Raw genomic sequence first — 25,591 nt, 5'->3', positions numbered from 1 at the left:
TCTCTTACCGGCGGTCCGGGTAGTTGAGCGTGCGCTTGTAGATCAGCTTGAACATCGCCGAGAAGGCCAGCGCCAGCGCGAGATAGATGGCGGCCACGACGATGTAGATCTCGAAGCTGCGGAAGGTCTGCGACTGCAGGTTGGCGGCCACCGAGGTCAGGTCGTCGGCAGAGATGACCGACACCACGGCCGAGCTCAGCATCAGCAAAATGAACTGGCTGGTGAGCGCCGGATAGATGGCCTTCAGCGCCGGCTTGATGATCACGAAGCGGAAGATTTCCCAGGGCTTGAGGTTCAGCGCCCTGCCCGCCTCGATCTGCCCCTTGGGAATCGACTCGATGCCCGCGCGGATGATTTCCGTGGCGTAGGCGCCCAGGTTCACCACCATGGCCACCAGCGCGGCCGTCTGCGGCGACCAGCGCAGCCCGATGGCCGGCAGCGCGAAGAAGAAAAAGAACAGCTGCACCAGGAACGGCGTGTTGCGGATCACCTCGATGTAGGCATTGACGATGAAGCGCAGCCAGCCCGGGCCCGAAGTCTTGCCCCAGGCGCAGAAGATGGCGACCACCAGGCCCAGCACCGTGGCAATGAGCGAGAGCTGGACCGTGATCCACGTGCCCTTGAGCAACAGCGGCCAGGCGGCAAAGACGGCGTCGAATTGAAACTGGTAGTTCATGGGGGGCGAGCGCGTGCGAGCCTCGAAAGCAATGCTTGCAGCTTATATGAAACCGGTTTCAGGCTCGATTAGGGATTCCCCTAGGTGGTCGTTTTGTCCTGCTTTCTGGGGTTCAGGGGCAAGCTGGCGGCCCGGGGCGGATTGACCGGCGCTTGCCCCGGGGCACTCATCGAGCAGGTTCGCAGACTTGCTTGCCCAGAGCACCGCGCAAGGAACCGATCGTGCTGTCCGCAGCGTCGATCCGCCGTTGCAGCTCCTCATTGACCAGGCGGAACAGTGCGCCGAATTCGGATCGCGTCGGATAGATCTCCTCGCGCTCGTTCACCTGCATCGGAACGATGAGCTTTTCGAGGCACACATAGGCGCTGTGCACCTGGCGAATGCCCTCGACGTCGTCGCCTGCCTGCAGGGCAACCGACTCGGCATTTGCATTCGAATGGAGAGGAACCGACTTCGGCGTCGAGGCGGCATCGGTTTTCGGCGCGTGCTTGAGCACGCGAGCAGACTTGGTCACGGGGGACCTCCAGAGGTTGCGATTTCAGAAACCGCCACACCCGCTGCTAAACGGGGCGGCAGCTCGGACGGGTTAGCAGACCGGGCAACCTCTTGCGAGAAACCGGCAGGGCGCGAGCCCTCCCATCCGAGCCGCCAAAACTGGAAGCGCGAATGACAAAGCCGCAGGTCCTGCGGGGAAACTGCGGCTCTCGTCGCAGAGATTGCTTCGGGCTGCTAAACCCGATCACGCCTTGTTAGACGTGACGGGCGCAGTATAGCCACGCACTTCGCTCGCGGCCGAGCGCTGCCAGCCGCGAAGCTTTTCATTGGCAGCTGAAACTCTCGGCCTTCTCGATATCGCCCGTGCCCTTGTAGCGCGCAACCTTCGGGTAGGCGCAGAGCGGCCGGGTGCGGGTGGGCGACCAGCCGGAAGGCACATCCGCATTCGCGCCGCCTGCGTTGCCCGCACCGCGCGCCGAGGCGACGACCGAATCGGCGGCCTCGCCCTTCTCCACCCAGTTGACGAGCGGTGCGAGCATGTCGAACTGGTCGGTGGTCGGCCCGCCGGAGCAGTGGTTCATTCCGGGCACCCGATAGAAGCGTGCGAAGTTGGATGCATCGCCGCCGTTGGCCGCCGTCAGCTGGTCGTACCAGTGCTGCGTGTCGTCGCTCGAGAAGATGGGGTCGCTCGTTCCGTGGTAGGTCATGACCTTGGCGCCGCGCTTCTTCAAGCGACTCAGATCGGTCGGGTTCGGCGGCGTCATGAACGAAAGCGAGTTCTCGGTGTAGAGCCCGTCGGTCGACGTGATCTTCGAGAGGATCGAATCGATGTCGGCCGTGAGCGTGAAATTGGGGCCGTTGAAGCCGGTCGGGCTCTCGGGCGGCACCTGCCAGACGAAGGCGACCGCACCTGAGTCGAGGTTCAAAGAATTCGAGAACTTCCACGATGACCAGCCGGTGGTGTTCAGGCCTGCGTCGAACGGAAAGCTCGCATAGAACTTCTTTCCGCCGCCGTCGAGCGCACCCGCGAAGAGCTGCCCGATGCGAAGCTTCTGGTCGGCCGACAGGCAGGTGCCATCGCGCGAGCCGCTGCAGGTGGGAACGTCGCGGTCGAGCGAGAAGGCCGCCTGGCATGCGCCGGTGTCTTGGACGATGCCGTCGGTGGTGCCGTCGAGGGCGTCGCACTTGGCAAGGACCGCATTGGAGACCAGGGTGCGTTCGGCCAACGTGAAGCCCGTGCTCGGATCGCCCGGGGTGGTTGCCAGGGCGTTGTAGTTCTGGGCACCGACGATGTTTGCGGAGGCCGCAAGGGGAAGCCGGAAACCGGGGTCGCCCACCAGGAAGCCGTCGTAGTCGTCCGCATAGCGCGACATGGCAACCATGGTGTGGCGCCCGCCGTTGGAGCAGCCGCCGATGTAGGAGCGGTCCGGTCCCTTTCCATAGGCCGACGCGATCAACGCCTTCGCCATCGGCGTGAGCTTGCCGACCGCCTGGTAGCCGTAGTCGAGGCGGGCCTGCGGATCGATGCCGAAGAACGGCGTGGGCGCCTGGTGCCCCGCGTCGGAACTGATCACGGCGAAGCCTTTGTTCAGCGCGTTGTCCAGAACGCCGCCTCCGCCGACCGGCCCGGTGGCGGTGCCGATGCTGCCGTCGAGCCCCCCGTTGGCCTGATAGAAATATCGCCCGTTCCAGTTCACCGGCAAACGCATCTCGAAGCCGATCGCATAGCTCTGGCCGTCGACCGGACTCGTGCGCTGATACATCGATCCGCGCACCTGGCAATGCGCCCCCACCGGCTTGCCGGCGACGCTCAGGCTGCCGGCGGCAATCGAATTGGCAGCAGTGATCGTCGTGTGGGCAAAGGTGAAGCCGGCGAGCGAGGCGCAATCGATGAGCGCCGCGCCGGTGGCCGCGCCGAGCACCGGCAGTGTCTCGACGGGCGGCGCCGGATTGTCGGGAGGAGTCACGGGATTGCCGTTGCCGGCCGTCGGCGTGCCGGTCGTCGGGAACGAACCGACGAAGCCGCCACCACCATTTCCTCCGCCGCAGGCGGTCAGCAGTGAAGCGACAAAGATCAGGGATGCAGGGGTCTTCAAGAATGTCTCCTTCGACGCCTGGATGCGGCGCCTATAGTTAATCTACTTAACTATTAAAGATAACCAGTTATGGTTTTCCATTAAGCAGTTTGCACTCCAACGAAGATCCGCCGAACACGTTAGATCAGGCGGTGAATCACTTGGAGGCAGAACGACAATGCCCGGAATGCCCAAGAACAGAAGCAATCCGGTAGATGCCACACCAGCCGGCCGACTGGTCGAAGCGTCCCTGCATCACGTGCTCGGCTATCAGCTCGCGCAGGCGACGATCGTCACCGACGCAGTGTTCGCCGAGCGAGTAGGCACACCTTTCGACCTGCGCCCCGTCGAGTTCACGGTGCTGTGCCTCATTCACGAAAATCCCGACGTGTCGGCCGCCCGCCTGGCAAAGGCACTCGCGGTCACGGCGCCCAACATCGCAGCATGGCTCGAACGGCTCGAGAGGCGAGAGTTGATCCGGCGCACCCCGCATGCAACGGATCGCAGGGCTCAGTACCTTCGAACCACCCCGACCGGCGCAACGCTTGCCAGCAGCGCTACACGGTCGGTGATCGAAGGCGAGCAGCATGTGCTCGGCAACCTCTCCAAGGGCGAGCAGTTGATCCTGATCGAGCTCCTGCACAAGGTTGCCGTGTCACGCAGCGTTTGAGCATTCAGGCAGCCCTTCGATGCAGGCTCTTTCGCTTGCGGGCGCACGCCCGTGCCGCGCGCGGTTCGTGCAGGCTGCGTTCAGTCGCCCAAGACGACTTCCGCGCTGGCGATTGCGCGGATCGGCACGCCGAAGCTCGTGATGTCCGAGAGCGTGGCGTTGTGGTGCGCGCGGATCTGCGCGCCGGTGGCGTGTGGCTTGTCGTGCGAGGTGTGCGCATCGGCCGCGAGCACCACCTCGTAGCCCAGCGCGGCGGCGCGGCGCACGGTGGTGTCGACACAGAACTCCGACGAGTAGCCGCAGATGACCACGCGCCTCACCGCATGCTCCGACAGCCATGCATCGAGCGGCGTGCGCAGGAACGAATCGGGCGTGGTCTTGCGCAGCTTGGCGTCGCGCGAATCGGTGTCCAGCGCGCCGACCAGTTGCCAGCGCTCGGAATCGAACACGAGGTCGACCGCGTTCTCGTGCTGGATGAACGCCACCGGCACGCCGGCCGCGCGCGCCCTGCCGGTGAGCGCGTTGATGCGCTGCACCACTTCGGCGGCTTCATGGGGACGCGGCGGGTCGTCGCAGAGACCGCGCTGCACATCGATGACGAGGATGGCTGTTTTCATGCCGCCATCGTAGCGGCGGGCCTCAACTCCAGGCGCTCACTTCGAGCCGTACTTTCCCGGTGATGCCGGGCGCCGCCGGTGCGGCCCCAAGGCTGGAAAGCGGCACGGTGAAGCGCAGCTTGCCGCTAGCCAGCTGCGTCGGGTTCATCGGCAGAGAGGCCTGGCCCGCCGTGTCGGTCTGCCAGCCGTACTTGACGTTCCAGTTCTGCGCGGGGTCGTCCGCGGCGGGCGGCGCGAGCTCGATCACCAGCGTGTCGCGGAACAGCGAGCTGCCCTCGTAGTGGCCGTCTAGCCAGAACTTGTTGTTGACCTGGTAGTCGGGCACGCGCACGCCCAGCGTCATGGCGTAGGCGAGCGTCGGGCGGTCCTGCTTCACGCGGGCCCTGTTGGCGAGGAACACGGTCGACAGGTAGACCGCGCGGCGGTCGGCCGTGGCGGGGTCGGTCAGCTCCTTGTGGGTGCGGCAGGCCGGCGAGTCTTCTTCCGCCACGCGCCGGCTCAGGTACCAGCGCTTGCCGCGGGGCGCGGCCAGCAGCTCGACCTGGTAGAGCGCATCGACGTCGGCACCGGCGGGCAGGTCCGGCGGCAGGGTCACGCCGTCGATGTCGAACCACAGGTCCACGCGCACGTCGCCGAACAGGAAGCGCGTGAGGTTCTGGTAGGCCTCCTCCGAGTTGACGATGCCGAAGAAGCCGGAGTGCGAACGGTAGGCAAAGGCTGTGGCCACCGGCTGCGTGTTGCCGGCATCGTCGAGCGCCCAGAGCGAGGCGTTCTCGATGCGCACCAGCCCGTCGCTGCCGTGGCCCGCGAACATGCGCGACAGGCCCTTGGCGGTTTCGTAGTCGCCGCGGTTGGTGCCGACCATGCAGAAGAAGCGCTCGGCCGGAAAGGCCGAGGCCGGCAGGTAGTCCATGCGGCCGTTGACCGGCGCGGTGGCCATGAATTCCGACATCTTGTCGCGGTTGAAGGTGTTCATCTCGGCCAGCGAGAGCCACGCCGGCACGTTGATGCCGCCCATGTCGATGCCGTTGTGCGGCGTGGCGTAGGTGAACACCTTGTCGACGCAGGCGCGCGCGGCAGCGTCGCCGAGCGCGGGGTTCTGCAGGAAGGCGCGCACCACCAGGCCGCCCATCGAGTGCGCGACGAGGTAGCAGCGGAAGTCGTCCTTCGAATAGCCCGGCCCTTCGCGCAGCGCCACGAGGTCGCGCACGCGCAGGATCAGCTGGCTCAGGCCTTGCGCATAGACCTTGACGTCGCGCGACTGGCCATCGCCGAGCAGCTCGGAGCCCGCGTCGTAGTAGCGGTAGATGATGAAAGAGGCGGCGGGAATGCCGTCCACGTCGTTGCCGTTCTCGTCGGGCGAGGGTTTCCAGTCGGGGTCGATGATGTCGAGGCCGTTCTGGTAGACGCTCTGGTACTGAAAGTCGGCCAGCAGCCGCACCACCGGCGACTCGAAGACGAACTTCTGCGCCGGCGCTTCTTTCTTGACCGTGGCGCGGTAGACGGTGGAGCCTACGTTGAAGCCGCAGAACGGATCGGCGGCGGTGTCGTCGCGCTCGGCCTCGGTCATGGCGTAGCCGCGCACGTAGATGATGGGATAGCGATTGCTGCTCATGAACCTTGCCGCCTTTGCCTTTGGCTGATGGAGCCTTTCAGTTTGCCGAGGCGTGGTCTGGGGCGCTATATCGCGCATGGCATAGGACTGGACCTTTTTGTTCGGGGTGCGATCACGCCGACGGGGTACCTTGCTCCGCGAATGTCCCCCGGGCTTCGCCCTCCTCCTTTATTTCGCTGCGCAAGGCACCCCATCGTCGTGATCGTCGACAGAGCGCTGGTTGATCGGCCGCAAACCGACAGCGTGCCCCGTGCACAGGGCGTCGGGTGCTCCCCGCAGCGAAATAAAGGAGGAGCCCGAAGGGCGGGGGACATTCGCGGAGGGGAGTACCCGGCGGCCTGTGCACGCGCCCCGAAACAAGAGCCCGCGATATACCCCCGCTCCCCAAATGTTTCTACGACTGAAACCATTGAAACGTGCTTAGTGACTAGTCTCGCGCCATCCGACAAACACAATCCAGAAGGCACTCCCATGGCTGACGATTCAGGTTCGCAGGGCTCCTACCTGCCTCAACTGCTGCGCCGCGGCACCGCACTCGCGGCCGCCGGCTGCGCCTTCGTCGCTGGGTGCGGCGCCGCCGGAAGCGGCGAAACGCGCTACGACAGCTCGCCCCAATTCCGCGACGGCGGCTTCCACAACATGGCGAACCCCGACCTGCCCCAACAGGCCAGCGCATGGCGCATCTGGTCCCGCTTCATCGTCGGCAGCAAGGTCGACAGCGTGCCCGTCGACGCGATTCCGGTGAGAACCCTCGAACGCAGCGCACTCGATGCGCTCGACACCAGCACCAACCACGTCGTGCGCCTCGGCCACTCGTCGCACCTGCTCAAGCTGCGCGGCAAATACTGGCTCATCGACCCCGTGTTCAGCGAGCGCGTGTCGCCCGTGCAATGGGCCGGCCCCAAGCGCTTTCACAAGCCGCCGATCACGCTCGAGCAACTGCCGCCCATCGAGGGCGTCATTCTTTCGCACGACCACTACGACCACCTCGACCTCGCGACCATCGAATACCTGTCGAAAGGCGTGAAGCGCTACTTCGTGCCGCTGGGCGTGCGCACGCGGCTGGTGGTCATGGGCGTGCCCGCCGAGCGCGTGACCGAACTCGACTGGTGGCAAGACAGCGAACATGACGGCGTGAAGCTCACGGCCACGCCGGCGCAACACTTCTCAGGCCGCACCCTCGGCGACCGCGACCGCACGCTCTGGGCTTCATGGGTGGTGCAAAGCGGCGACCAGCGCATCTTCTACAGCGGCGACTCCGGCTACTTCCCCGGCTTCAAGCAGATCGGCGAGCGCTTCGGCGGCTTCGACATCGCGCTGATGGAAAACGGCGCCTACGACGCCATGTGGCCCGCCGTGCACATGACGCCCGAACAAAGCGTGCAGGCCTTCGAAGACCTGCGCGGCAAGGTCTTCTTCTCGGTACACAACAGCACCTTCGACCTCGCGTTCCACACCTGGCACGACCCGCTGGACCGCATCGCAGACCTCACGGCCGCGAAGAAGATCGAGCTGGCGACGCCGGTGATCGGCGAAGTGGTGACGGTGGGACAGGCGCGGACGAATACGCGGTGGTGGCAGGGGCTGCGCTAGCGGCGCTCAGCTTCCGTTTACTTGTTCATTCCTTCGAGCACAGCGCGCAGCTTTTTCACACTGTCCAGTGCCTGCTCGATGGCGGCCGTATCGTCATCAACCGCGTCGTCTTTCACCGCCTTCGCAAGGGCCTGGAGAGAATTCAGCGTTCCGTTCACGGCGTCGATGGCATTCAGCAGTTTCTCCGCGCGCAAATCGGAGGCCTGTTTTTTCAATTGCGCGGAAATCGCCTCGAACTGCTTATTGGCCGCGTTGAAGTCGGCTGTCGTCGTCGCAAGCGAGTCGACGCGGGCTTTCACATTCTCGATACGAAGGGCCTGCGCAGATTTCCTTGCAACTGCGTCGAAGCGAATGATCGATTCGGAATCGTCGACCGCCCATGAGTTGGCCACGAAAGTGTCCAGCCGGCCCGCCAGCTCCGTTCGTTGCTCCAGCGACATGTCGTCGCTGACAAGAGTCAGCAGTGCGTACAGCGCATTGCGCCACTCGAGGGCCGGCCGTGGTTGATTCGAATTCGATCGCGGGTTCAGATTGATCTGATCCAGAGCATCCTGCCAGTTCATAGCGCCCTCACTTTCTTCGTCAGTTCACGCAGTTCCGCAGCGGTCTCGATGAGTTCGGACACGGAGACCTTCCGCTTCTCCTTGACCGCGCGCGCAAGATCGCGATGAGCGTCGGCCCAGCTCTGAACAGCGAGCGCCATTGCATTGACCAACTGCACCCTGGCACGATAGGCGACCGCGGCCTGCTCCAGCTTTCGGTCGCGCTCGGCCAACCGCATATCCAGGGGCTGCTTCACGATGTCGAATTTCTGGAGCGCCCCTATATAGCGGTCATCTTTCAGCGCTCGCCGCCGCAGGTTTTCCTGGACATACTCGAACTCCTGCAGCAAGTTCTGATCGGTGTCATACGGCTTGCTGATCCCGGCTCGTACGCTGTCGCGCAAGTCGATCAATATCGGATTCAGATCTCGCCTGCTGTCTTCGATCAACTGCGCCGCCAAGCGGTCAACTGCAGGCTGCGCCTGCTCGAGCGCCTGCTCCAGGCTATTTGATGCCCTGACGATGCTCACGCGCTTCCAGACGAATGCGCCGACCTCGGTCGCCGTGACTACAGCGGGTGCCGCCAGCGGCACACCAAACGCCGTGGACAGCCCAGTGAGCGAATCAGCGACCTTGGAAGCGGTCTCGGCAGATTTTTCACTCGCGGCAACCACGCCGACCATCGCATTCGCGTAGTCGGTTGCGCCCCTGAGGGCGAGCTCCCTGGACTTCCATGCCTTTCCGAATTTATCGGCAAGAGCGTCATAGGCTTTCTGGTCTTCTTGCTGAACCGCGGCCGCCCCCTGGATCGAATCCTTGAGGGCCTGCCCGGAAGCCTTGGCAGATGCAGAGAGAATGCCCGTTGCTTCCGCGAACGGCTTCGCGTCAGGCAAACTGCCGCACCCTCCCAGCAGCATTAGCGCGGATGCCAGCACGGCAGCGGGCCACGAGACCCTGCCGGCCAAAAACGATTCCAGCCTCTTCATCATTTGGATGCCCTCCTGTTTTGGAGCAAGCATCCTCCACGCCGGAAGCGGCGTCATCCCTACTTTGGGGGATGGCTATTCGCCGCGTTCCTTGCGCTCCCGCGCCCTGCGCACCTGCCGGCTCTCACCGGCCTGCGAAGCAATGCGGTCCTTCTCGCGCTTCTTGGCGGCCCGCTTCTCGCGCATGCGCTTGCCCAGCACATAGCTGCCAATGCCGGTCACCACGGCAATGAAGATGCCGATGACGCTGACGTCGATACCGCCCATCACTGCACCCGCACGATGCTCGACGGCTTGAAGCCGAGGTCGGCCGCCTTGCCCTTGCGCGCGCGGCTGCCGCGGGCGTTGTTGAGCGTGCGGATCTCCAGGGTCTCTTCGCGTTCCTTGCCGCCGCGGCCGATGCCTTCGATCTTCACGCTGCGCGTGTAGGCGGCCGCACCGGCCAGGGTGTCCTTGGGCTCGAGGTCGATCAGCGTCAGGCCGCGACCGCCCTTGGGCAGGCTCTTGAGTTCGGTGATGTCGAAGGTCAGGATGCGGCCGCCGGTCGAGGCGCAGGCCACGTGCGTGGCGGCCGGCATCGGCTCGGCGCCGCTCGCGCCGCCGACCAGCGACGGACGGCACAGCTGCTCACCCTCGCCCACGTCGATGAAGGCCTTGCCGCCGCGCTGGCGCGACATCATGTTCTCGACGGTGGCGATGAAACCGTAGCCGCCGGTATTGGCCAGCAGAACGCTGGCGCCCACCGGGCCGGCGAAGAAGTGCGTGACGTGCGTGCCGGCGTCCAGCTCGATGAGCGTGGTGACGGGCTGGCCGTCGCCGCGCGCGCCAGGCAGCGAAGCCACGGGCACGGTGTACACGCGCACACTCTTGTCCTTGGCGCTGCCGAACACCAGCAGCGTGTCGACGCTGCGGCATTCGAAGGCGCCGTAGAGCGAGTCGCCCGACTTGAAGCTGTACTCGGGGGCCGAGGCTCCGTTGCCGCCGTTCGCGGCCGCCTTCTCGCTGGCCCAGCCCTTCTGCGCGCGGACCCAGCCCTTCTGCGACACGATGACGGTGACGGGCTCGTCCACCACCTTCACTTCGGCCACGGCGCGCTTCTCGGCCTGGATGAGCGTGCGGCGCGGGTCTTCGAAGGTCTTGGCGTCGGCCTCGATTTCCTTCACCAGCAGCCGGCGCAGCGCGGCGGGGCTGCCGAGGATGTCTTCGAGCTTCTTCTGCTCGTCGCGCAGGCCCGACAGTTCCTGTTCGATCTTGATGGCTTCGAGCCGCGCAAGCTGGCGCAGCCGGATTTCAAGGATGTCCTCGGCCTGGCGATCGCTGAGGTTGAAGCGCGCGATGAGCGCCGCCTTCGGGTCTTCCGCCGCCCGGATGATAGCGATCACCTCGTCGATGTTCAGCAGCACCAGCTGCCGGCCTTCGAGGATGTGGATGCGGTCCAGCACCTTGTTGAGGCGATGCCGCGAGCGCTTCTCGACGGTGACCTCGCGGAACGCGATCCACTCGTTGAGCATCTGGCGCAGCGACTTCTGCGTGGGCTTGCCGTCGATGCCGACCATCGTGAGGTTGATCGGCGACGAGGTCTCCAGCGAGGTCTGCGCGAGCAGCGTGGTGATGAACTCGTCCTGGCTGATGCGCGAGGTCTTGGGCTCGAACACCAGGCGCACGGCGGCGTCCTTGCTGGACTCGTCGCGCACCACGTCGAGCACCGACAGCATCGCGGCCTTCAGCTGGGTCTGGTCGGCACTAAGGGCCTTCTTGCCGGCCTTGACCTTGGGGTTGGTGATTTCCTCGATTTCCTCGAGCACCTTCTGCGTGCTGACGCCCGGCGGCAGCTCGTTGACCACCAGTTGCCACTGGCCGCGCGCCAGTTCTTCGATCTTCCAGCGCGCGCGCACCTTGAGCGAGCCGCGGCCGGTGCGGTAGGCATCGGCGATGTCGCTGGCGTTGCTGATGATCTGCGCGCCGCCCGGGTAGTCGGGGCCGGGCACGATGGCGAAGAGTTCTTCCTCGCTGAGCTTGCCGTTCGACTTGATCAGCGCCACGCAGGCGTCGGCGGTCTCGCGCAGGTTGTGGCTCGGGATCTCGGTGGCCAGGCCCACCGCGATGCCGCTGGCGCCATTGAGCAGCGTGAACGGCAGGCGTGCAGGCAGCAGGCGAGGTTCTTCAGTGCTGCCGTCGTAGTTGGGAATGAAGTCGACCGTGCCCTCGTCGATTTCGTCGAGCAGCAGGCTGGTGATGCGCGCCAGGCGCGCTTCGGTGTATCGCATGGCGGCCGCGCCGTCGCCGTCGCGGCTGCCGAAGTTGCCCTGTCCGTCGACCAGCGGATAGCGCTGCGAGAAATCTTGCGCCATGCGCACCAGCGCGTCGTAGGCCGCCTGGTCGCTGTGCGGGTGGAAACGGCCGAGCACGTCGCCGACCACGCGTGCGCTCTTGACCGGCTTGGCGCCCACGGTGCCGTTGGTGCCGCCGAAGCCCAGGCCCATGCGCGACATCGAATACAGGATGCGCCGCTGCACCGGCTTCTGGCCGTCGGACACATCGGGCAGCGCGCGGCCCTTGACCACGCTGAGCGCGTATTCGAGGTAGGCGGTCTGCGCGTAGTCGGCAAGGGTGAGGGTGGTGTCGCCGTCGGTGGGACCCTGGAGATCGAGCGGTGGTTGGGAGTCCATGAAGAAGAGAGAAAGAAAAACGATTGCAGGCTGTGCGTGCGCGCTCAGCCCGGATTGATTGCCTCGTGCGATGCCTCGGCCGCGCCGGTCGGCGTGGCTGGCGGCTCGGGAATGTCGGGCATGGCCGGCATGTTGCGCGGCGTGTCCGACGGCATGTTGCCCCGGTTGATCGCACCGCCCTGCGGCACGGTCAGCTCCATGCGGATGCGCCCCGGCGTCTTGCCGCCGCGCACGCCGCCACCGGTTGCGACGGAGGGCTTCAGGTACGCATAGAGCTGCAGCACGGTCTGCACGTAGTTCTGCGTTTCCTTGTAGTTCGGGATCTTGTTGCCAGCGCGCTGCACGGCGCCCTCGCCCGCGTTGTAGGCGGCAAGGGCCAGTTCGATCTGGCCCGGGAACATGGCGATCAGGTCGCGCAGGTAGCGCGAACCGGCGGCGATGTTGATGCGCGGGTCGAACAGCTTCTTCTCGATGGTGGTGCGCTTGTCCGCCGACACGCCATAGCGCTGCGCGGTGGCGGGCATCAGCTGCATCAGGCCCATCGCGCCCTTGGGCGACACGGCCTGCGCATCGAAGCCCGACTCGGTGGCGACCAGCGCCTGCAGCAGTTCGTAGTCGATGGCGTGCTTGCTCGATGCGTCGCGCAGCGCGGCCTTGGCGGTCTTGTAGCCGGGCGAGGCCTCGAACATGGCGAGCAGGGTTTGCGAGGCCTGCGGCACCTTGCCGTCGATGCCGCGCGCGCCGCGCCCGAGCGGGGAGATGCCGTTGGCGGTATCGAAGCTCTGGCCGCCGCGAAAGAAGATCTGGTAGCGCTCGTCGATCTTCTCGGAGGCGAAATGCGCGACGCCCTTGCTGTCGATGTAGCCGTAGATATCAGCGGCGTGCGCCAACCCCTGCTGCACGAGCAACAGAAAGGCCAAGAGCAACGAACGCTTGAAAGCTGGCATACGTGGAGGGATCAGACATCAATGTCGACGTCGTCGGCGCGCAACTCCATGAGCTCGCGCCGCGCCGCCGCTTCGCCCTTGCCCATCAGCTTGGTGATCTCGCCCTGGGTGGACGTAAAGTCGAAACGGCCCAATTGGACCTGCATAAGGCGGCGGGTGTCTGGATTGAGCGTGGTTTCCCACAATTGTTCCGCGCTCATTTCGCCCAGTCCCTTGAAGCGGCTGATGCTCCAGGCGCCTTCGCGCACGCCGTCTTTACGCAGTTTGTCGAGGGTGGCGGTCAGTTCGCCCTCGTCCAGCGCGTAGACCTTGGAGGCCGGTTTCTTGCCGCGCGCGGGGGCATCCACCCGGAACAATGGCGGCTTTGCGACATACACGTGGCCGGCTTCGATGAGCTTGGGGAAATGGCGGAAGAACAGCGTGAGCAGCAGCACCTGGATGTGCGAGCCGTCCACGTCGGCATCGCTCAGGATGCAGATCTTTCCGTAGCGCAGGCCGCTCATGTCGGGCGTGTCGTTGGGGCCGTGGGGGTCGACGCCCACGGCCACCGAGATGTCGTGGATTTCAGTGTTGGCGAAGAGGCGGTCGCGCTCCACTTCCCAGGTGTTGAGCACCTTGCCGCGCAGCGGCAGGATGGCCTGGCTTTCCTTGTCGCGGCCCATCTTGGCGCTGCCGCCGGCGGAGTCGCCCTCGACCAGGAAGACTTCGTTGTGGCTGATGTCCTTGCTCTCGCAGTCGGTGAGCTTGCCGGGCAGCACGGCGACGCCGGAGCCCTTGCGCTTCTCGACCTTCTGGCCGGCGCGCTGGCGCGTCTGCGCGGCCTTGATGGCGAGCTCGGCCAGCTTCTTGCCGTAGTCGACGTGCTGGTTGAGCCACAGTTCGAGCGCGGGCCGCACGAAGCTCGACACCAGGCGCACGGCGTCGCGCGAGTTCAGGCGTTCCTTGATCTGGCCCTGGAACTGCGGGTCGAGCACCTTGGCGCTGAGCACGTAGGAGGCACGCGCGAACACGTCTTCTGGCAGCAGCTTCACGCCCTTGGGCAGCAGCGAGTGCAGTTCGATGAAGCCCTTCACAGCGGTGAACAGGCCGTCGCGAAGGCCGCTTTCATGCGTGCCGCCGGCGCTGGTGGGAATCAGGTTGACGTAGCTCTCGCGCACCGGCTGGCCGTCTTCGGTGAAGGCCACGCACCAGTCGGCGCCCTCGCCTTCGGCGAAGTTGTCGGCGTTCTTGTCGGCATGGCCGCCGCCTTCGAACAGCGGAATGACGGGGTCGCCGTTGAGCGTCTGCATCAGGTAGTCGCTCAGGCCGCCCTTGTAGAGCCACTGCTGGCTTTCCTTGGTCTTTTCGTTCGTGAGCGTGACGCTCACGCCGGGCATCAGCACGGCCTTGCTGCGCAGCAGGTGCGTGAGTTCGCCCATGGGCAGCGCGGAGGTCTCGAAGTACTTGGCGTCTGGCCAGGCGCGCACGGTGGTGCCCTGCTTGCGTTCGCCGGCCTCGAGCTTGCGCACCTCGAGCTGTTCGATCACGTCGCCGCCGCTGAAGGCCAGCTTTGCGACCGAGCCCTCGCGGTGGGTCGACACTTCGAGCCGCTTGGACAGCGCGTTGGTCACCGACACGCCCACGCCGTGCAGGCCGCCCGAGAAGCTGTAGGCGCCGCCCGAGCCCTTGTCGAACTTGCCGCCGGCATGCAGCCGGGTGTAGACCAGCTCGACCACGGGCGCTTTTTCTTCGGGGTGCAGGCCGAAGGGAATGCCGCGGCCGTCGTCCTCGATGCTGACCGAGCCGTCGGCATGCAGCGTGACCTTGATCTTCTTGCCGTGGCCCGCCAGCGCCTCGTCGGCGGCGTTGTCGATCACTTCCTGAATGATGTGCAGCGGGTTGTCGGTGCGGGTGTACATGCCCGGGCGCTGCTTGACGGGCTCCAGGCCCTTGAGCACGCGGATGGAGCCTTCCGAGTAGCCGGAAGACGCGGACGAAGAATTGGGGGGAGTCTTGGGGGGAGTCGCCATGGGGGCGGATTGTAGTCAGTCGCCGCCAAACAACTGGATACCCATACAGGAGACGCTTTGATGCCCAGCGCGCATCGAAACGGCGCCGATAAATCATCAATGGCTTTGGCCATCGGGGCGCCTGCCAAAGCAGCCAGGTCGCTACATTCGACGCCATCATGCAAACGCCAGCCCGCACTCTTTCGATCAAGCAAGTCCTCTTCTGCGGGGCGATGATCGTCACGCTTTCCATGGGCATCCGCCACGGCTTCGGCCTCTGGCTGCAGCCCATCACGCAGGCGCAGGACTGGAGCCGCGGCACCTTTTCGTTCGCGCTGGCGGTGCAGAACCTGTCGTGGGGCATCTTCGGCGTGTTCGCGGGCATGCTGGCCGACCGCTTCGGCGCGTTCAGGGTGCTGATCGGCGGCTCGGTGTTCTATGCGCTGGGGCTGTTCGGCATGGCGCATTCGCCGACGCCGCTGCTGTTCACGCTGAGCGCCGGCGTGCTGATCGGCGCCGCGCAGGCGGGCTCGACCTACGCCGTGATCTACGGCGTGATCGGCCGGCAGATTCCGGCCGAGCGGCGGTCCTGGGCCATGGGCGTGGCGGCGGCGGCCGGCTCGTTCGGGCAGTTCCTGATGGCGCCGGTGGAAGGCTGGCTGATCGGCCACCTGGGCTGGCAGACGGCTCTGGCCGTGGTGGCGGTGCTGGTTCTGGTCATCATTCCGCTGGCATTCGGCCTGCGCGAGCCCAAGACCGAAGCCCTGGCCGGCCACCGCGACCAGTCGGTGCTGCAGGCCGTGGGCGAGGCTTTCCGTTATCCCAGTTTCGGGCTGCTGATGGCGGGGTATTTCGTCTGCGGCTTCCAGCTGGCGTTCATCGGCATCCACATGCCGACCTACCTGCGCGACAAGAGCCTGCCGGCCGACGTGGCGGGCTATGCGCTGGCGCTGATCGGGCTGTTCAACGTGTTCGGCACCTACACGGTCGGGCTGCTGGGGCAGACCCTGGCCAAGCGCAAGATCCTGGCGGCGATCTATTTCGCGCGGGCGGTGTCGATCGCGCTGTTCCTGCTGGCGCCCATTTCGCCTATGAGCGTGTATGCGTTCTCGGCGGCCATGGGCTTCCTGTGGCTGTCCACCGTGCCCGCGACCAACGCCATCGTGGCGGGCATCTTCGGGGTGGCGCATCTGTCGATGCTCAGCGGCTTCGTGTTCCTGAGCCACCAGGTCGGCTCGTTCCTGGGCGTGTGGCTGGGCGGCTACCTGTACGACACCACGGGCAGCTACGACGTCGTCTGGTACATCGCCATTGCGCTGGGCGTGTTCGCGGCGCTGATCAACCTGCCGGTGAAGGAAAACGCCATCGCGCGGGCGCCCCGGCCATTGGGCGCGGCGGGCTGATTGCGTATAAAGAGCGCCATGACACCACGGATGCGCCACCACATTGTCCACGCCGGCTGGCTCGCGGCCGCGCTGGCAGTGCTGGGCGGCGTGTTCGCGATGTACGTGCATCCGGACTTCCTCGTGACGCTGGTGGACCAGATCTGGTCCTGCTTCTGACGCTTCCTCTCTTCTCTTCTCCTCCGATCCGCCATGAAAGTTGCAGCAACGGCGCACGGCACGGGCGCGCCTTCCGAGTGGATCGTCCGCTGGTCGCACCTGCTCGCGCCCGGCGCCACGGTGCTCGACGTGGCCTGCGGCTCCGGGCGGCACATGTGCTGGTTCGCCAGGCGCGGCCACGCCGTGACGGGCGTCGACCGTTCGCCCGAAGCCGTGGCGGCGGCCGGCGCCTTCGGCAGCGTGGTCGAGGCCGACATCGAATCGGGCCCGTGGCCGTTTGCCGGCCAGGCCTTCGGCGGCGTGATCGTCACGCACTACCTCTGGCGGCCGCGCATGGCCGACATCGCGGCCGCGGTGGCGCCGGGCGGCGTGCTGCTCTACGAGACCTTCGCCGCGGGCAACGAGACCGTGGGCAAGCCCTCGCGGCCCGATTTCCTGCTGCAGCCCGGCGAGCTGCTCGCCGCCTGCACCGGACTGCGCGTGGTGGCCTACGAAGACGGTTTCGAGCCCGAGCCGGCCCGCTTCGTCCAGCGCATTGCCGCCGTCCGCGAGGCCGGGAATGCCCCCGGCCAGCCGCCCCGCCGCCTCCTTAAGGGAAACTGAGGGGGTCGGGGGGCGTGTTTCCGCCGGCCCCGGAGTAAGTAGAATCGGCGCTTTCGTCCACCGACAAAGAGATTCCCCTTGGAGCAACTGACAGGCAGCATCGTCGCGCTCGTCACGCCGATGCACGACGACGGCAGTGTCGATTACCCCGCCCTGCGGCGGCTCATTGACTGGCACATCGAAGAAGGCACCGACTGCCTCGGCGTGGTCGGCACCACCGGCGAATCGCCGACGGTCGATGTCGAAGAGCACTGCGAAATCATCCGCGTCTCGGTCGAACAGGCCAAGGGCCGCGTCCCCGTGATGGCCGGCTGCGGTGCCAATTCCACCAAGGAAGCCATCGAGCTCGCCAAGTTCGCCAAGGGCGTGGGCGCCGACTCCCAGCTCCAGGTCGTGCCGTACTACAACAAGCCCACGCAAGAGGGCCAGTACCAGCACTTCAAGGCCATCGCCGAGTCCGTGGGCGACCTGCCCATCGTGCTTTACAACGTGCCCGGCCGCACCGTCGCCGATATGGCGCACGACACCGTGCTGCGCCTGGCCCAGGTGCCCGGCATCATCGGCATCAAGGAAGCCACCGGCAACATCGAGCGGGCCCAGTGGCTCATCCGCGACGTGCCCAAGAACTTCGCCGTCTACTCCGGCGACGACCCGACCGCGGTCGCACTCATGCTGTGCGGCGGCCAGGGCAACATCAGCGTCACGGCCAACATCGCGCCGCGCAAGATGCACGAGCTGTGCGTCGCGGCGCTGGCAGGCGACGTCAAGCGCGCCATGCAGATCCAGTTCGAACTGATGCCGCTGCACCGCAACCTGTTCGTCGAGCCGAATCCGATCCCGCTCAAGTGGGCCATGGCCAGGCTCGGCCTGTGCGGCGGCGCGCTTCGGCTGCCGCTCACCGAACTGGGCGAAGCCAGCCGTCCGGCGGTCGAAGGCGCGTTGCGTGCCACCGGCCTGCTCAAGAACTGAGCCCCCCAACCCATTTCCGACCTGCGATCTGCTTTTTCCCTGGCCGCAACAAGGTTAAGCAACCTTTTGCCCGAACCATGCTCTGAGATGGCGGGCATTGCGGCCCACAGATAGACCGAACCATTCCAACAAGGAAGACGACGTTGAAGAACCTTTCGCAAATTTCGCGATATGCATTGCTGGCCACCCTGGTTGCCAGCCTCGCCGCCTGCTCCGTCCTCGAGAGCGACAAGATCGACTACAAGAGCGCCGGCAAGGCTCCGACGCTCGAAGTCCCTCCCGACCTCTCCCAACTCTCGCGCGACAACCGCTACGCCATCCCCGGCGGCGCCGTGACCGCCAACGCATACCAGGCCGGCATTGCCAACGCCCCGGGCGTGCCCACCGCCGTGAGCAACATCGGCGACGTCAAGATGGAGCGCTCGGGCACGCAGCGCTGGATCGTCGTCAACCGCACGCCCGACCAGCTCTGGGAGCCGGTTCGCGACTTCTGGCAGGAAAGCGGCTTCCTGCTGACCACCGACCAGCGCAACCTGGGCATCATGGAAACCGACTGGGCCGAGAACCGCGCCAAGCTGCCGCAGGACATCATCCGCGGCACGCTGGGCAAGCTGGTCGACTCGGTCTACTCGACCGGCGAACTCGACCGCTTCCGCACCCGCCTGGAACGCACGCCCAACGGCACCGAGATCTTCATCAGCCATCGCGGCATGCAGGAGGTCTACAACAACTCCCGCCAGGACCAGACGGTGTGGCAGCCCCGCCCCAGCGACCCTGAGCTCGAGACCGAATTCCTGCGCCGCCTGATGGTCAAGCTCGGCGTCTCGGAAGAGAAGTCGAAGATCCTGGCCGCCACCACGGCACCGGCACGCACCGCCACCATCACCAAGATCGGCAACCAGCCGGCCGTGCAGATCAGCGAAGGCTTCGACCGCGCATGGCGCCGCGTGGGCCTGGCGCTCGACCGCACCGGCTTCACAGTGGAAGACCGAGACCGCAGCGCCGGCGTGTACTTCGTGCGCTACGTGCCGCCGAACCCCGACAAGAAGGAGCCCGGCTTCTTCGGCAAGCTGTTCAGCGGGTCGAGCAAGAACGAGTCACCGCTGAAGTTCCGCATCTCGGTCAAGAGCCAGGGCGAGAGCAGCACGGTGGTTGTGATGAACGAAGCCGGCGCGCCTGAAACGTCTGCCAACGCCGAGCGCATCGTCAAGGTCATCGCCGACGACCTGAAGTAACCCGCATGCTCCGCTTCCGAAGTCTCGGCAGCGGCAGCACGGGCAACGCCGCGCTGGTCGAAGCGACCAGCGGCGGCCGCACCTCCCGCATGTTGGTCGACTGCGGCTTCGGCCTCAAGCAGCTCGACCTGCGGCTGGCCCGCGCAGGCCTTGCCGCCAGCGACATCCATGCAGTCTTCGTCACGCACGAGCACGGAGACCACATCGGCTGCGCCCATTCGCTCTCGCGGCGCAACCGCATTCCCGTATGGATGAGCGAAGGCACATGGTTAGCCACCGGCGGGCGCGATTTCGAAGGCCTGCTGAACATCGCGCGCGACGACGCCGAGTTCGCGGTGGGCGACATCGGCGTGCAGCCCTTCACCGTTCCCCACGACGCGCGCGAGCCGCTGCAACTGCGCTGCACCGACGGCAATCGCACCCTCGGCGTGCTGACCGATCTCGGCCATGCAACAGCGCATGTGCTCGCGCGGCTTAGCGGCGTGCATGCACTGCTGCTGGAGTTCAACCACGACAGCGACCTGCTGGCGGGCTCGGCCTACCCGGCCTTTCTCAAGCACCGTGTGGGCGGCAACTACGGGCACCTGTCGAACACGGCTGCGGCGGACATCGCACGCGCGGTGCTGCACGGCGGCCTGCGCCATGTGGTCGCTGCGCACCTGAGCGAGCAGAACAACCGGCCCGAGATCGTGCGCCGCTTGATGGCCGAGGCACTGGGCGGCGATGAGGCAGAGATGCTCACCGCCGACGCTGCAGAAGGCTCGCCCTGGCTCGACGTGTGAGCCTGGGCGCGGCCTTGCTCACTCTCCCCTAATAAAAAAAACCGCCTCATGGCGGTTTTTTTATCGCGCTGGCGCAAGTCCCTTGCTCATTGCTGCTTCGGCGCTTCGTTGTTCTTCTTCGCAGCCTCGGTGGCTGCGTTCGCGGCATCGAGCGCAGACGAAGCACCAGGCGCCGGCGTAGCGGACGAGGTACTCGAATCAGGCGTGGTGGCAGGCGCGGGCGCAGGAGCAGCGGGCGCGGGCTCGGTCACGGGCGCAGGAGGCGGCGTCACGACAGCCGGCGCTGCATCCTCCTTCTTTCCGCAGGCGACGAGCGCGGCAGCGGCGATGAGCGAGGCGATCAGGACGGACGATGACTTCTTCATGGAATCTCCTTTGACAATGAAGGTCTGGAACGAAAAAATTCTAGACCTGCATACCGCCTCGAATGTGTCTGGCAGCCGCATTCGCGGCATTGGCTTACAAGCCCAGCGTGGAGGCAGGAAACGCGGGCCGCGCGACGCGCCAGCACTCGTCGATCGACTCGCGCAGCGCACGGCGCGCGCGTGCATCGGTACCGCTCACGCCGCGGCTGCGCTCAGGGTCGATGCGATGCACGAACCATGTGGGCGTCCAGATGGCGCTGGGCACTTCGCAGCCCGCAGCCTTGCCGGTCGTGCGGCATTCGATGATGTGGTCCCACATGCGGCGCCACGGTACGAAGCGCGCGTGGCCTCGCTCAAGAATGTCGAAGCGCTGCGCGAGCAGCACGAAGCGGCGCCCGCTGGCCGACCATGCCTGCAGTGCCTCGATGCTCGCGCGCTCGCCTAGCGGCCAGTCGGCGAAGTCGGGGTCGCTGAAGACGATCTCTCTCCAGCCCTCGCGCGCGGCAGCGGACAGCGCCGTGCGCAGGATCGCATCGAAGGCCTCGCGGCCGTCGAAGCGCCCTTCGCTCAGCGGTTGTGCGGCCTCGTCATTCATTCGGCATGGAGCCAGCCTGCTTCGGACCAATCGGCGAGCAGCGCGAGCGCGCCTTCGCTGGCGCGGCTCAGCTCGCGAGGGCCCAGCGCGCGCTGGTCGGCAAGGCGGCGCATCAGCGTGGCGTCGGCCCCGCCGGCACGAAAGCTCTCGCCGTTGATGTAGATGTGCCGCGTGTCGTAGAGCATGCGCGTGCGACGGTCCAGCGCCACGCGCTGCATGTTGTCGGGCGCCTGGCTGCCCTCGCCGAACCACACGTTGGCCTTGGGCTCGGTGAGCGACTCGCCGAGCGCGCGATCGACGGCGTCGGCATCGCGCAGCGCAGCTTCCACGGCCTTGCGCGCGAAGCCCTGCAATGCGGCGGGCATCTGCGCGGGGTTGTCGACGGCCGGCTGCGTCGGGTCGCGGTAGCGCGCCAGTTCAGTGGGTCCGGCGTCTTCCAGGTCTTCCGAATAGGCCTGCGCCATTCGCGCGAGCAGGTCGGCGCCAAGCTCGCCCAATGCGGACGAACGCAGGCCGATCGAGCAGGTCATGCAGTCGTCGCCCACGGCCACGCCGTCATGCGCATAGCGTGGCGGCAGGTACAGCATGTCGCCGGGCTCGAGCACGAAGGTCTGCTCGGGTTCGAAGTTCTCGAGGATCTTGAGCGGCACGCCGGGCTGCAGCCGCAGGTCGCTCTGCTTGCCGATGGACCAGCGGCGCCGGCCCTGCGCCTGCAGCAGGAACACGTCGTAGCTGTCGAAATGCGCGCCGACGCCGCCGGTGTCGCTCGCGTAGCTGATCATCAGGTCGTCGAGGCGGGCATCCGGCAAAAAGCGAAACTGCCGCAACAGTTCGTGCACGCCCTCGTGGTGCAGGTCGACGCCCTGCACCAGCAGCGTCCAGGCTGGCTGCTTGAGCGGCGGCAAGGCACGGCGCGGCAGCGGGCCGTGCTTGAGCGACCAGCCGGCCTTGCCTTGCCGGATCAGGCGGGACTCGACTTCTTCCTTTTCGGCCAGCGCGAACAGCGCATTGCGCTCGATCGGTGGCACCATGGCGGGAATGGCCTGGCGAACCAGCAAGGGCTTTTTCTGCCAATACCGCCGCATGAACTGCGCGGCACTCAGGCCGCCGAGCAACGGCAGCGGTTGATTAATCTCCATGGGAGAATTCTGCAATGGAAATCTCTGAACAATGCGTGGTCGGCTTGACCTGGACGATGAAAGACACGCTCGGCGACGTGCTGGACGTGCTCGAAGAGCCGGTGGAATTCATGGTGGGCGGCGACGATCTCTTCGACGTGATCGAGGCGGCCCTGCAGGGCCATGAGCCCGGCGCCCGAGTGCAACTGCAGATCGAGCCCGAGCAAGGCTTCGGCGACTTCGACGACCAACTGCTCTTCCTGGAGCCCCGCTCGCTCTTCCCCGAAGGCACGGAAGAAGGCATGACCTTCGACGGCTCGGCGCTGCCCAAGGGCGTGAACGCCGACATTCCGAAGGACACGATCTACACCGTGGCCGAGATCTACCCCGACCACCTGGTGCTCGACGGCAACCATCCGCTGGCCGGCATCGCGATCCGGCTCGACATCACGGTGCGTTCGGTGCGCGAGGCAACGGAAGAAGAAGTCGGACGCGGCACTGCGGGCACGGGTTTCTTCAAGGTCGCGCCGATGGCGCCGGGCAACGAGACGCTGCACTGACGACGGCCGATGGCGCCCAAGAAAAAGCCGGGCATTGCCCGGCTTTTTCGTGCCCCGACGAGTCGGGGAGTGGATGGGTCACATGCGCGAGATCTGGCCGTTGTCGATGCGCACGCGGTCGCCGATGCGCAGGTCGCCGGGGCTCTGCACGTCGAACGCGCGGTAGCCGCCACGGTCGGTCTGCACTGACACGCGATAGGTCTCGTATACACGGGGGCCGTTCTGCTGGGCCTCGATGCTGTTGCCCAGCAGGGCGCCGCCCACGATGCCGAGCGCGGTGGCCGCGGCACGGCCATTGCCGCGCCCGAACTGGTTGCCCACCACGCCGCCGATGACGCCGCCGGCCACTGCGCCGCCGCCCGAGGTGCCGGTGCCGGCCGTTTCGCTGCGCAGCACCTCGATGTTGGCCACATGGCCGTATTCGACATAGGAGGCTTCGCGGTACTGGATGGCCTGCGGCGGTGCCTGGTAGGGGTAGCGCGAGGTCTGGTAGACAGGCGCCGGCGCCACGCACGCCGTGAGCGTGGCCACGGCCAGCACGGAAGCGGTAACGGAAACGAAGCGCATTGAAATCTTCATGTTGAGAGGCTCCTCAGATAGAACGGCGCACGAACAATGCGCCTGCGTGTGTCTAACGCCGCAGCCGTTGCCGCGATGACGCAAAACACACGTTGAAACCTTCGAGGCAACGGGGGCTGCCCGGGTTCCGTTCTTTACCGCCCGGAAACTCAGGCTCCCCTCAGGATTCGCTCAATGTTTGCCCGTGGAGCCGTAGCCGCCCTCGCCGCGTTGCGTAGGTGCAAATTCTGTGACCACCCGAAACTGCGCCTGCACCACGGGCACGATCACCAGCTGCGCGAGCCGCTCCATCGGGTTCAGCACGAAGGGCGTGTCACTGCGGTTCCAGGCGCTGATCTTCAGTTCGCCCTGGTAGTCGCTGTCGATCAGGCCGACGAGGTTGCCCAGCACGATGCCGTGCTTGTGGCCCAGCCCCGAGCGCGGAAGGATCAGCGCCGCGTAGGCCGGGTCGGCCAGGTGGATTGCGATGCCGGTGCCCACCAGCTGCCAGCCGTTGGGCTCCAGCGTGATGGGGGCATCGAGGCAGGCCCGCAGGTCGAGGCCGGCGCTGCCGGGGGTGGCATACGCGGGCAATTGATCCGCCATGCGCGGATCGAGGATACGGACGTCTACTTTCACTTTTAATTGCTGCCTTGCTTCTGTTGCTGTTCTCTTTGCTTGCGGTTCGCCTCTTCCAGCAGCAGCTGCCACTTGGCGACACCGGGGGTGAACTTCACGCCCTTCAATTTCTTGCCGAACCACAGGGCCACGCCCAGCAGGAGCACGAGCACGCCGAAAGGCACGCCCGAAGCCCACAGGACGAGGAACACCAGCGCGCCGACCGCGCCCATCACCTTGAGCACCTTCGGATCGAACGCACCAGGCTGGGCCTTGGGTACTTCGCCGTTGGGCAGTTCTTGCTGTTGCTGCTGCCGTTGCATGGCGGCCGTGACGGGGCCCTGGGCCTTCTGCGCACCCGGGCCCTGCTGGCCGGGAGGCTGGGTCATGCCGACGTCGAGCCCCGGCTCGCCCTCTTTGGGCGCGCGCCTTGGCAATGCGGCCTGGGCCGACAGCCGTTCCACGTAACGCGCGAAGTCGCCATTGGGCGGCGTGTTCCATTGGGGATTCAGGTTCATCAGACCCTCCAGTCGGGAAGTCGTGCGGCGATTTCGGTCATCAGTTCGCGGGCCAGCGTGAGCTTGGGCGCGCGCGGCAGTTCGCGCACGCCGTTGGCGTCGACCAGCAGCAGCGCGTTGTCGTCCTGCCCGAAGGTCAGCGGGCCGATGTTCCCGACCAGCAGCGGAATGCCCTTGCGCTCGCGCTTGGCCTTGGCGTGGGCCGCGAGGTTTTCGCTTTCAGCCGCGAAGCCCACGCAGAAGAGCTTCTTCGACCGGGCGCGCTCGCTTCGCGCGACGGTCAGCAGGATGTCGGCGTTCTCGACGAACTCCAGCACCGGGGTCTTGCCGCTGCCGTCTTTCTTGATCTTCTGGTCGCTCTGCGTGGCCGGGCGCCAATCGGCCACGGCGGCTGTTGCTATGAAAACACTAGCAAACTCCGCAGCGCGGGTGGTGGCTTCGAGCATGTCCTGCGCCGACAGCACGTCGACGCGCGTGACGCCGCGCGGCGTGGGCAGGTGGACCGGTCCGGCCACCAGCGTGACCTCGGCGCCCGCTTCGCGGGCCGCGCGGGCAATGGCAAAACCCATCTTGCCGGACGAATGGTTGGTGATGCCACGGATCGGGTCGAGCGACTCGAAGGTCGGCCCCGCCGTGACCAGCACTTTCTGCCCCGCCAGCAGCTTGGGGCTGAAAAAGGCCGTGATGTCCTCGAGCAGCTGAGCGGGTTCGAGCATGCGCCCGTCGCCGGTTTCGCCGCAGGCCTGCCAGCCGTTGCCCACGCCCAGCACCGTGGCGCCGTCGGCCGCCACCTGCATCAGGTTGCGCTGCGTGGCCGGATGGCCCCACATCTCGCGGTTCATGGCCGGCGCGATCAGCAGCGGAATGCGGTCCATGGGCCGGGCCAGGCACATCAGGCTCAGCAGGTCGTCGGAACGGCCCTGCACCAGCCGCGCGATGAAGTCGGCGCTGCAGGGCGCCAGCACGATCGCATCGGCCTCGCGGCTCAGGTTGATGTGCGGCATGTTGTTGGGCTCGCGGGTGTCCCATTGCGAGGTGTAGACCGTGCGCCCCGAGAGCGCCTGCATGGTCACGGGCGTGATGAACTGCTCGGCCGCCTCGGTCATGACGACCTGGACGGTCGCGCCCGCCTTGACGAACAGCCGGCACAGCTCGGCCGACTTGTAGCAGGCGATGCCGCCCGTGAGACCGAGGACGATGTGTTTGCCGGCGAGATCTTGCATGGGGCGTATTGT

27 protein-coding genes are annotated in these 25,591 nt (G+C 66.1%); 9 read left to right on the top strand and 18 right to left on the bottom strand.

All coding sequences use genetic code 11. From position 1 onward, the window contains the following. Positions 1-4: 4 nt before the first annotated feature. The 3 genes from ACQY8B_RS06260 to ACQY8B_RS06250 all read right to left on the bottom strand — a co-directional run bounded on the left by ACQY8B_RS06260 (position 5) and on the right by ACQY8B_RS06250 (position 3,267). Positions 5-676, bottom strand: coding sequence for an amino acid ABC transporter permease (locus ACQY8B_RS06260; protein WP_013540636.1), 672 nt, complete (start codon positions 674-676; stop codon positions 5-7). Between the two features lie 166 nt (positions 677-842). After that, entirely contained in the window at positions 843-1,190 is a 348-nt protein-coding gene (locus tag ACQY8B_RS06255; protein WP_422085889.1) for a hypothetical protein, read from the bottom strand. A gap of 304 nt (positions 1,191-1,494) precedes the next feature. Beyond that, positions 1,495-3,267 (bottom strand): tannase/feruloyl esterase family alpha/beta hydrolase, encoded by a 1,773-nt coding sequence (locus ACQY8B_RS06250; RefSeq protein ID WP_422085888.1) that lies wholly within the window; start codon positions 3,265-3,267, stop codon positions 1,495-1,497. A 166-nt stretch (positions 3,268-3,433) separates the two neighbouring features. On the opposite strand from ACQY8B_RS06250, the gene ACQY8B_RS06245 reads away from it, so the two are divergent. Continuing rightward, the gene (locus ACQY8B_RS06245; RefSeq protein ID WP_422085887.1) at positions 3,434-3,916 is read left to right on the top strand and encodes a MarR family winged helix-turn-helix transcriptional regulator; all 483 of its coding nucleotides are present in this window, start codon (positions 3,434-3,436) and stop codon (positions 3,914-3,916) included. 80 nt (positions 3,917-3,996) lie between these two features. Here ACQY8B_RS06245 and ACQY8B_RS06240 read toward each other — a convergent pair whose 3' ends face one another. Both ACQY8B_RS06240 and ACQY8B_RS06235 read right to left on the bottom strand, forming a co-directional pair. Beyond that, positions 3,997-4,533 (bottom strand): cysteine hydrolase family protein, encoded by a 537-nt coding sequence (locus ACQY8B_RS06240; protein WP_422085886.1) that lies wholly within the window; start codon positions 4,531-4,533, stop codon positions 3,997-3,999. A 22-nt stretch (positions 4,534-4,555) separates the two neighbouring features. After that, complete coding sequence (locus tag ACQY8B_RS06235; protein ID WP_422085885.1) at positions 4,556-6,148, bottom strand: esterase/lipase family protein; 1,593 nt, start codon at positions 6,146-6,148, stop codon at positions 4,556-4,558. A 471-nt stretch (positions 6,149-6,619) separates the two neighbouring features. Between ACQY8B_RS06235 and ACQY8B_RS06230 the strand changes: the two genes are divergently transcribed. Beyond that, complete coding sequence (locus ACQY8B_RS06230) at positions 6,620-7,741, top strand: MBL fold metallo-hydrolase (protein WP_422085884.1); 1,122 nt, start codon at positions 6,620-6,622, stop codon at positions 7,739-7,741. Between the two features lie 17 nt (positions 7,742-7,758). Here ACQY8B_RS06230 and ACQY8B_RS06225 read toward each other — a convergent pair whose 3' ends face one another. The 6 genes from ACQY8B_RS06225 to ACQY8B_RS06200 form a co-directional block, all read right to left on the bottom strand. Then, on the bottom strand, positions 7,759-8,304 hold the full coding sequence (locus ACQY8B_RS06225; RefSeq protein ID WP_422085883.1) for a hypothetical protein: 546 nt from the start codon (positions 8,302-8,304) through the stop codon (positions 7,759-7,761). Continuing rightward, positions 8,301-9,272: a hypothetical protein gene (locus ACQY8B_RS06220; RefSeq protein ID WP_422085882.1), complete on the bottom strand. Its 972-nt coding sequence runs from the start codon at positions 9,270-9,272 to the stop codon at positions 8,301-8,303. Before ACQY8B_RS06220 ends, ACQY8B_RS06225 begins: the two co-directional genes overlap by 4 nt. Before the next feature lie 72 nt (positions 9,273-9,344). Beyond that, positions 9,345-9,536: a hypothetical protein gene (locus tag ACQY8B_RS06215; protein ID WP_422085881.1), complete on the bottom strand. Its 192-nt coding sequence runs from the start codon at positions 9,534-9,536 to the stop codon at positions 9,345-9,347. Then, entirely contained in the window at positions 9,536-11,938 is a 2,403-nt protein-coding gene (parC, locus tag ACQY8B_RS06210) for a DNA topoisomerase IV subunit A (protein WP_422085880.1), read from the bottom strand. Before parC ends, ACQY8B_RS06215 begins: the two co-directional genes overlap by 1 nt. 44 nt (positions 11,939-11,982) lie before the next feature. Then, on the bottom strand, positions 11,983-12,885 hold the full coding sequence (locus ACQY8B_RS06205; RefSeq protein WP_422085879.1) for a lytic transglycosylase domain-containing protein: 903 nt from the start codon (positions 12,883-12,885) through the stop codon (positions 11,983-11,985). An 11-nt stretch (positions 12,886-12,896) separates the two neighbouring features. Further along, entirely contained in the window at positions 12,897-14,894 is a 1,998-nt protein-coding gene (locus ACQY8B_RS06200; RefSeq protein WP_422085878.1) for a DNA topoisomerase IV subunit B, read from the bottom strand. Positions 14,895-15,052: 158 nt separating this feature from the next. Between ACQY8B_RS06200 and ACQY8B_RS06195 the strand changes: the two genes are divergently transcribed. The 6 genes from ACQY8B_RS06195 (at position 15,053) to ACQY8B_RS06170 (ending at position 20,024) form a co-directional block, all read left to right on the top strand. Beyond that, the gene (locus tag ACQY8B_RS06195; protein WP_422085877.1) at positions 15,053-16,276 is read left to right on the top strand and encodes an MFS transporter; all 1,224 of its coding nucleotides are present in this window, start codon (positions 15,053-15,055) and stop codon (positions 16,274-16,276) included. A 30-nt stretch (positions 16,277-16,306) separates the two neighbouring features. Further along, positions 16,307-16,435, top strand: coding sequence for a hypothetical protein (locus ACQY8B_RS06190; protein WP_422085876.1), 129 nt, complete (start codon positions 16,307-16,309; stop codon positions 16,433-16,435). Between the two features lie 33 nt (positions 16,436-16,468). Then, positions 16,469-17,038, top strand: a complete 570-nt coding sequence (locus ACQY8B_RS06185; protein ID WP_422085875.1) for a class I SAM-dependent methyltransferase — start codon at positions 16,469-16,471, stop codon at positions 17,036-17,038. Between the two features lie 120 nt (positions 17,039-17,158). Beyond that, positions 17,159-18,007: a 4-hydroxy-tetrahydrodipicolinate synthase gene (gene dapA, locus ACQY8B_RS06180; protein ID WP_422089161.1), complete on the top strand. Its 849-nt coding sequence runs from the start codon at positions 17,159-17,161 to the stop codon at positions 18,005-18,007. Positions 18,008-18,150: 143 nt separating this feature from the next. Further along, complete coding sequence (gene bamC / locus ACQY8B_RS06175) at positions 18,151-19,242, top strand: outer membrane protein assembly factor BamC (protein WP_422085874.1); 1,092 nt, start codon at positions 18,151-18,153, stop codon at positions 19,240-19,242. 5 nt (positions 19,243-19,247) lie between these two features. Beyond that, a complete protein-coding gene (locus ACQY8B_RS06170) occupies positions 19,248-20,024 on the top strand; it encodes an MBL fold metallo-hydrolase (RefSeq protein ID WP_422085873.1) in 777 nt (258 codons plus the stop codon). Positions 20,025-20,110: 86 nt separating this feature from the next. Here ACQY8B_RS06170 and ACQY8B_RS06165 read toward each other — a convergent pair whose 3' ends face one another. From ACQY8B_RS06165 to ACQY8B_RS06155, 3 genes are all read right to left on the bottom strand, one after another. Beyond that, the gene (locus tag ACQY8B_RS06165; protein WP_422085872.1) at positions 20,111-20,389 is read right to left on the bottom strand and encodes a hypothetical protein; all 279 of its coding nucleotides are present in this window, start codon (positions 20,387-20,389) and stop codon (positions 20,111-20,113) included. A gap of 94 nt (positions 20,390-20,483) precedes the next feature. Further along, a complete protein-coding gene (locus tag ACQY8B_RS06160) occupies positions 20,484-20,984 on the bottom strand; it encodes a hypothetical protein (protein WP_422085871.1) in 501 nt (166 codons plus the stop codon). Continuing rightward, positions 20,981-22,123: a JmjC domain-containing protein gene (locus ACQY8B_RS06155; RefSeq protein WP_422085870.1), complete on the bottom strand. Its 1,143-nt coding sequence runs from the start codon at positions 22,121-22,123 to the stop codon at positions 20,981-20,983. Before ACQY8B_RS06155 ends, ACQY8B_RS06160 begins: the two co-directional genes overlap by 4 nt. Positions 22,124-22,137: 14 nt before the next feature. Here ACQY8B_RS06155 and ACQY8B_RS06150 point away from each other — a divergent pair, with 14 nt between their 5' ends. After that, positions 22,138-22,662, top strand: coding sequence for an FKBP-type peptidyl-prolyl cis-trans isomerase (locus ACQY8B_RS06150; protein ID WP_422085869.1), 525 nt, complete (start codon positions 22,138-22,140; stop codon positions 22,660-22,662). 78 nt (positions 22,663-22,740) lie between these two features. Here ACQY8B_RS06150 and ACQY8B_RS06145 read toward each other — a convergent pair whose 3' ends face one another. The 4 genes from ACQY8B_RS06145 to coaBC all read right to left on the bottom strand — a co-directional run bounded on the left by ACQY8B_RS06145 (position 22,741) and on the right by coaBC (position 25,579). Then, on the bottom strand, positions 22,741-23,241 hold the full coding sequence (locus tag ACQY8B_RS06145; protein ID WP_422085868.1) for a glycine zipper 2TM domain-containing protein: 501 nt from the start codon (positions 23,239-23,241) through the stop codon (positions 22,741-22,743). 171 nt (positions 23,242-23,412) lie between these two features. After that, positions 23,413-23,859: a dUTP diphosphatase gene (gene dut, locus ACQY8B_RS06140; protein WP_422085867.1), complete on the bottom strand. Its 447-nt coding sequence runs from the start codon at positions 23,857-23,859 to the stop codon at positions 23,413-23,415. A gap of 2 nt (positions 23,860-23,861) precedes the next feature. Next, on the bottom strand, positions 23,862-24,356 hold the full coding sequence (locus ACQY8B_RS06135; RefSeq protein WP_422085866.1) for a hypothetical protein: 495 nt from the start codon (positions 24,354-24,356) through the stop codon (positions 23,862-23,864). Continuing rightward, positions 24,356-25,579, bottom strand: coding sequence for a bifunctional phosphopantothenoylcysteine decarboxylase/phosphopantothenate--cysteine ligase CoaBC (coaBC, locus tag ACQY8B_RS06130; protein ID WP_422085865.1), 1,224 nt, complete (start codon positions 25,577-25,579; stop codon positions 24,356-24,358). The genes ACQY8B_RS06135 and coaBC overlap by 1 nt, the downstream gene beginning before the upstream one ends. Positions 25,580-25,591 lie beyond the last annotated feature (12 nt).

The organism is Variovorax sp. (assembly GCF_965279555.1).
GTDB lineage: Bacteria > Pseudomonadota > Gammaproteobacteria > Burkholderiales > Burkholderiaceae_C > Variovorax.
The sequence above is the reverse complement of the archived record's forward strand: the minus strand, read 5'-3'. Positions and strand labels throughout refer to the sequence as shown.

Coding starts and splice junctions, on each gene's coding strand:
- ACQY8B_RS06260 (WP_013540636.1), bottom strand. CDS start 676: ATGAACTACCAGTTTCAATTCGACGCCGTCTTTGCCGCCTGGCCGCTG.
- ACQY8B_RS06245 (WP_422085887.1), top strand. CDS start 3,434: ATGCCCAAGAACAGAAGCAATCCGGTAGATGCCACACCAGCCGGCCGA.
- ACQY8B_RS06240 (WP_422085886.1), bottom strand. CDS start 4,533: ATGAAAACAGCCATCCTCGTCATCGATGTGCAGCGCGGTCTCTGCGAC.
- ACQY8B_RS06235 (WP_422085885.1), bottom strand. CDS start 6,148: ATGAGCAGCAATCGCTATCCCATCATCTACGTGCGCGGCTACGCCATG.
- ACQY8B_RS06230 (WP_422085884.1), top strand. CDS start 6,620: ATGGCTGACGATTCAGGTTCGCAGGGCTCCTACCTGCCTCAACTGCTG.
- ACQY8B_RS06225 (WP_422085883.1), bottom strand. CDS start 8,304: ATGAACTGGCAGGATGCTCTGGATCAGATCAATCTGAACCCGCGATCG.
- ACQY8B_RS06220 (WP_422085882.1), bottom strand. CDS start 9,272: ATGATGAAGAGGCTGGAATCGTTTTTGGCCGGCAGGGTCTCGTGGCCC.
- ACQY8B_RS06215 (WP_422085881.1), bottom strand. CDS start 9,536: ATGGGCGGTATCGACGTCAGCGTCATCGGCATCTTCATTGCCGTGGTG.
- parC (WP_422085880.1), bottom strand. CDS start 11,938: ATGGACTCCCAACCACCGCTCGATCTCCAGGGTCCCACCGACGGCGAC.
- ACQY8B_RS06205 (WP_422085879.1), bottom strand. CDS start 12,885: ATGCCAGCTTTCAAGCGTTCGTTGCTCTTGGCCTTTCTGTTGCTCGTG.
- ACQY8B_RS06200 (WP_422085878.1), bottom strand. CDS start 14,894: ATGGCGACTCCCCCCAAGACTCCCCCCAATTCTTCGTCCGCGTCTTCC.
- ACQY8B_RS06195 (WP_422085877.1), top strand. CDS start 15,053: ATGCAAACGCCAGCCCGCACTCTTTCGATCAAGCAAGTCCTCTTCTGC.
- ACQY8B_RS06190 (WP_422085876.1), top strand. CDS start 16,307: ATGCGCCACCACATTGTCCACGCCGGCTGGCTCGCGGCCGCGCTGGCA.
- ACQY8B_RS06185 (WP_422085875.1), top strand. CDS start 16,469: ATGAAAGTTGCAGCAACGGCGCACGGCACGGGCGCGCCTTCCGAGTGG.
- dapA (WP_422089161.1), top strand. CDS start 17,159: ATGCACGACGACGGCAGTGTCGATTACCCCGCCCTGCGGCGGCTCATT.
- ACQY8B_RS06170 (WP_422085873.1), top strand. CDS start 19,248: ATGCTCCGCTTCCGAAGTCTCGGCAGCGGCAGCACGGGCAACGCCGCG.
- ACQY8B_RS06165 (WP_422085872.1), bottom strand. CDS start 20,389: ATGAAGAAGTCATCGTCCGTCCTGATCGCCTCGCTCATCGCCGCTGCC.
- ACQY8B_RS06160 (WP_422085871.1), bottom strand. CDS start 20,984: ATGAATGACGAGGCCGCACAACCGCTGAGCGAAGGGCGCTTCGACGGC.
- ACQY8B_RS06155 (WP_422085870.1), bottom strand. CDS start 22,123: ATGGAGATTAATCAACCGCTGCCGTTGCTCGGCGGCCTGAGTGCCGCG.
- ACQY8B_RS06150 (WP_422085869.1), top strand. CDS start 22,138: ATGGAAATCTCTGAACAATGCGTGGTCGGCTTGACCTGGACGATGAAA.
- ACQY8B_RS06145 (WP_422085868.1), bottom strand. CDS start 23,241: ATGAAGATTTCAATGCGCTTCGTTTCCGTTACCGCTTCCGTGCTGGCC.
- ACQY8B_RS06135 (WP_422085866.1), bottom strand. CDS start 24,356: ATGAACCTGAATCCCCAATGGAACACGCCGCCCAATGGCGACTTCGCG.
- coaBC (WP_422085865.1), bottom strand. CDS start 25,579: ATGCAAGATCTCGCCGGCAAACACATCGTCCTCGGTCTCACGGGCGGC.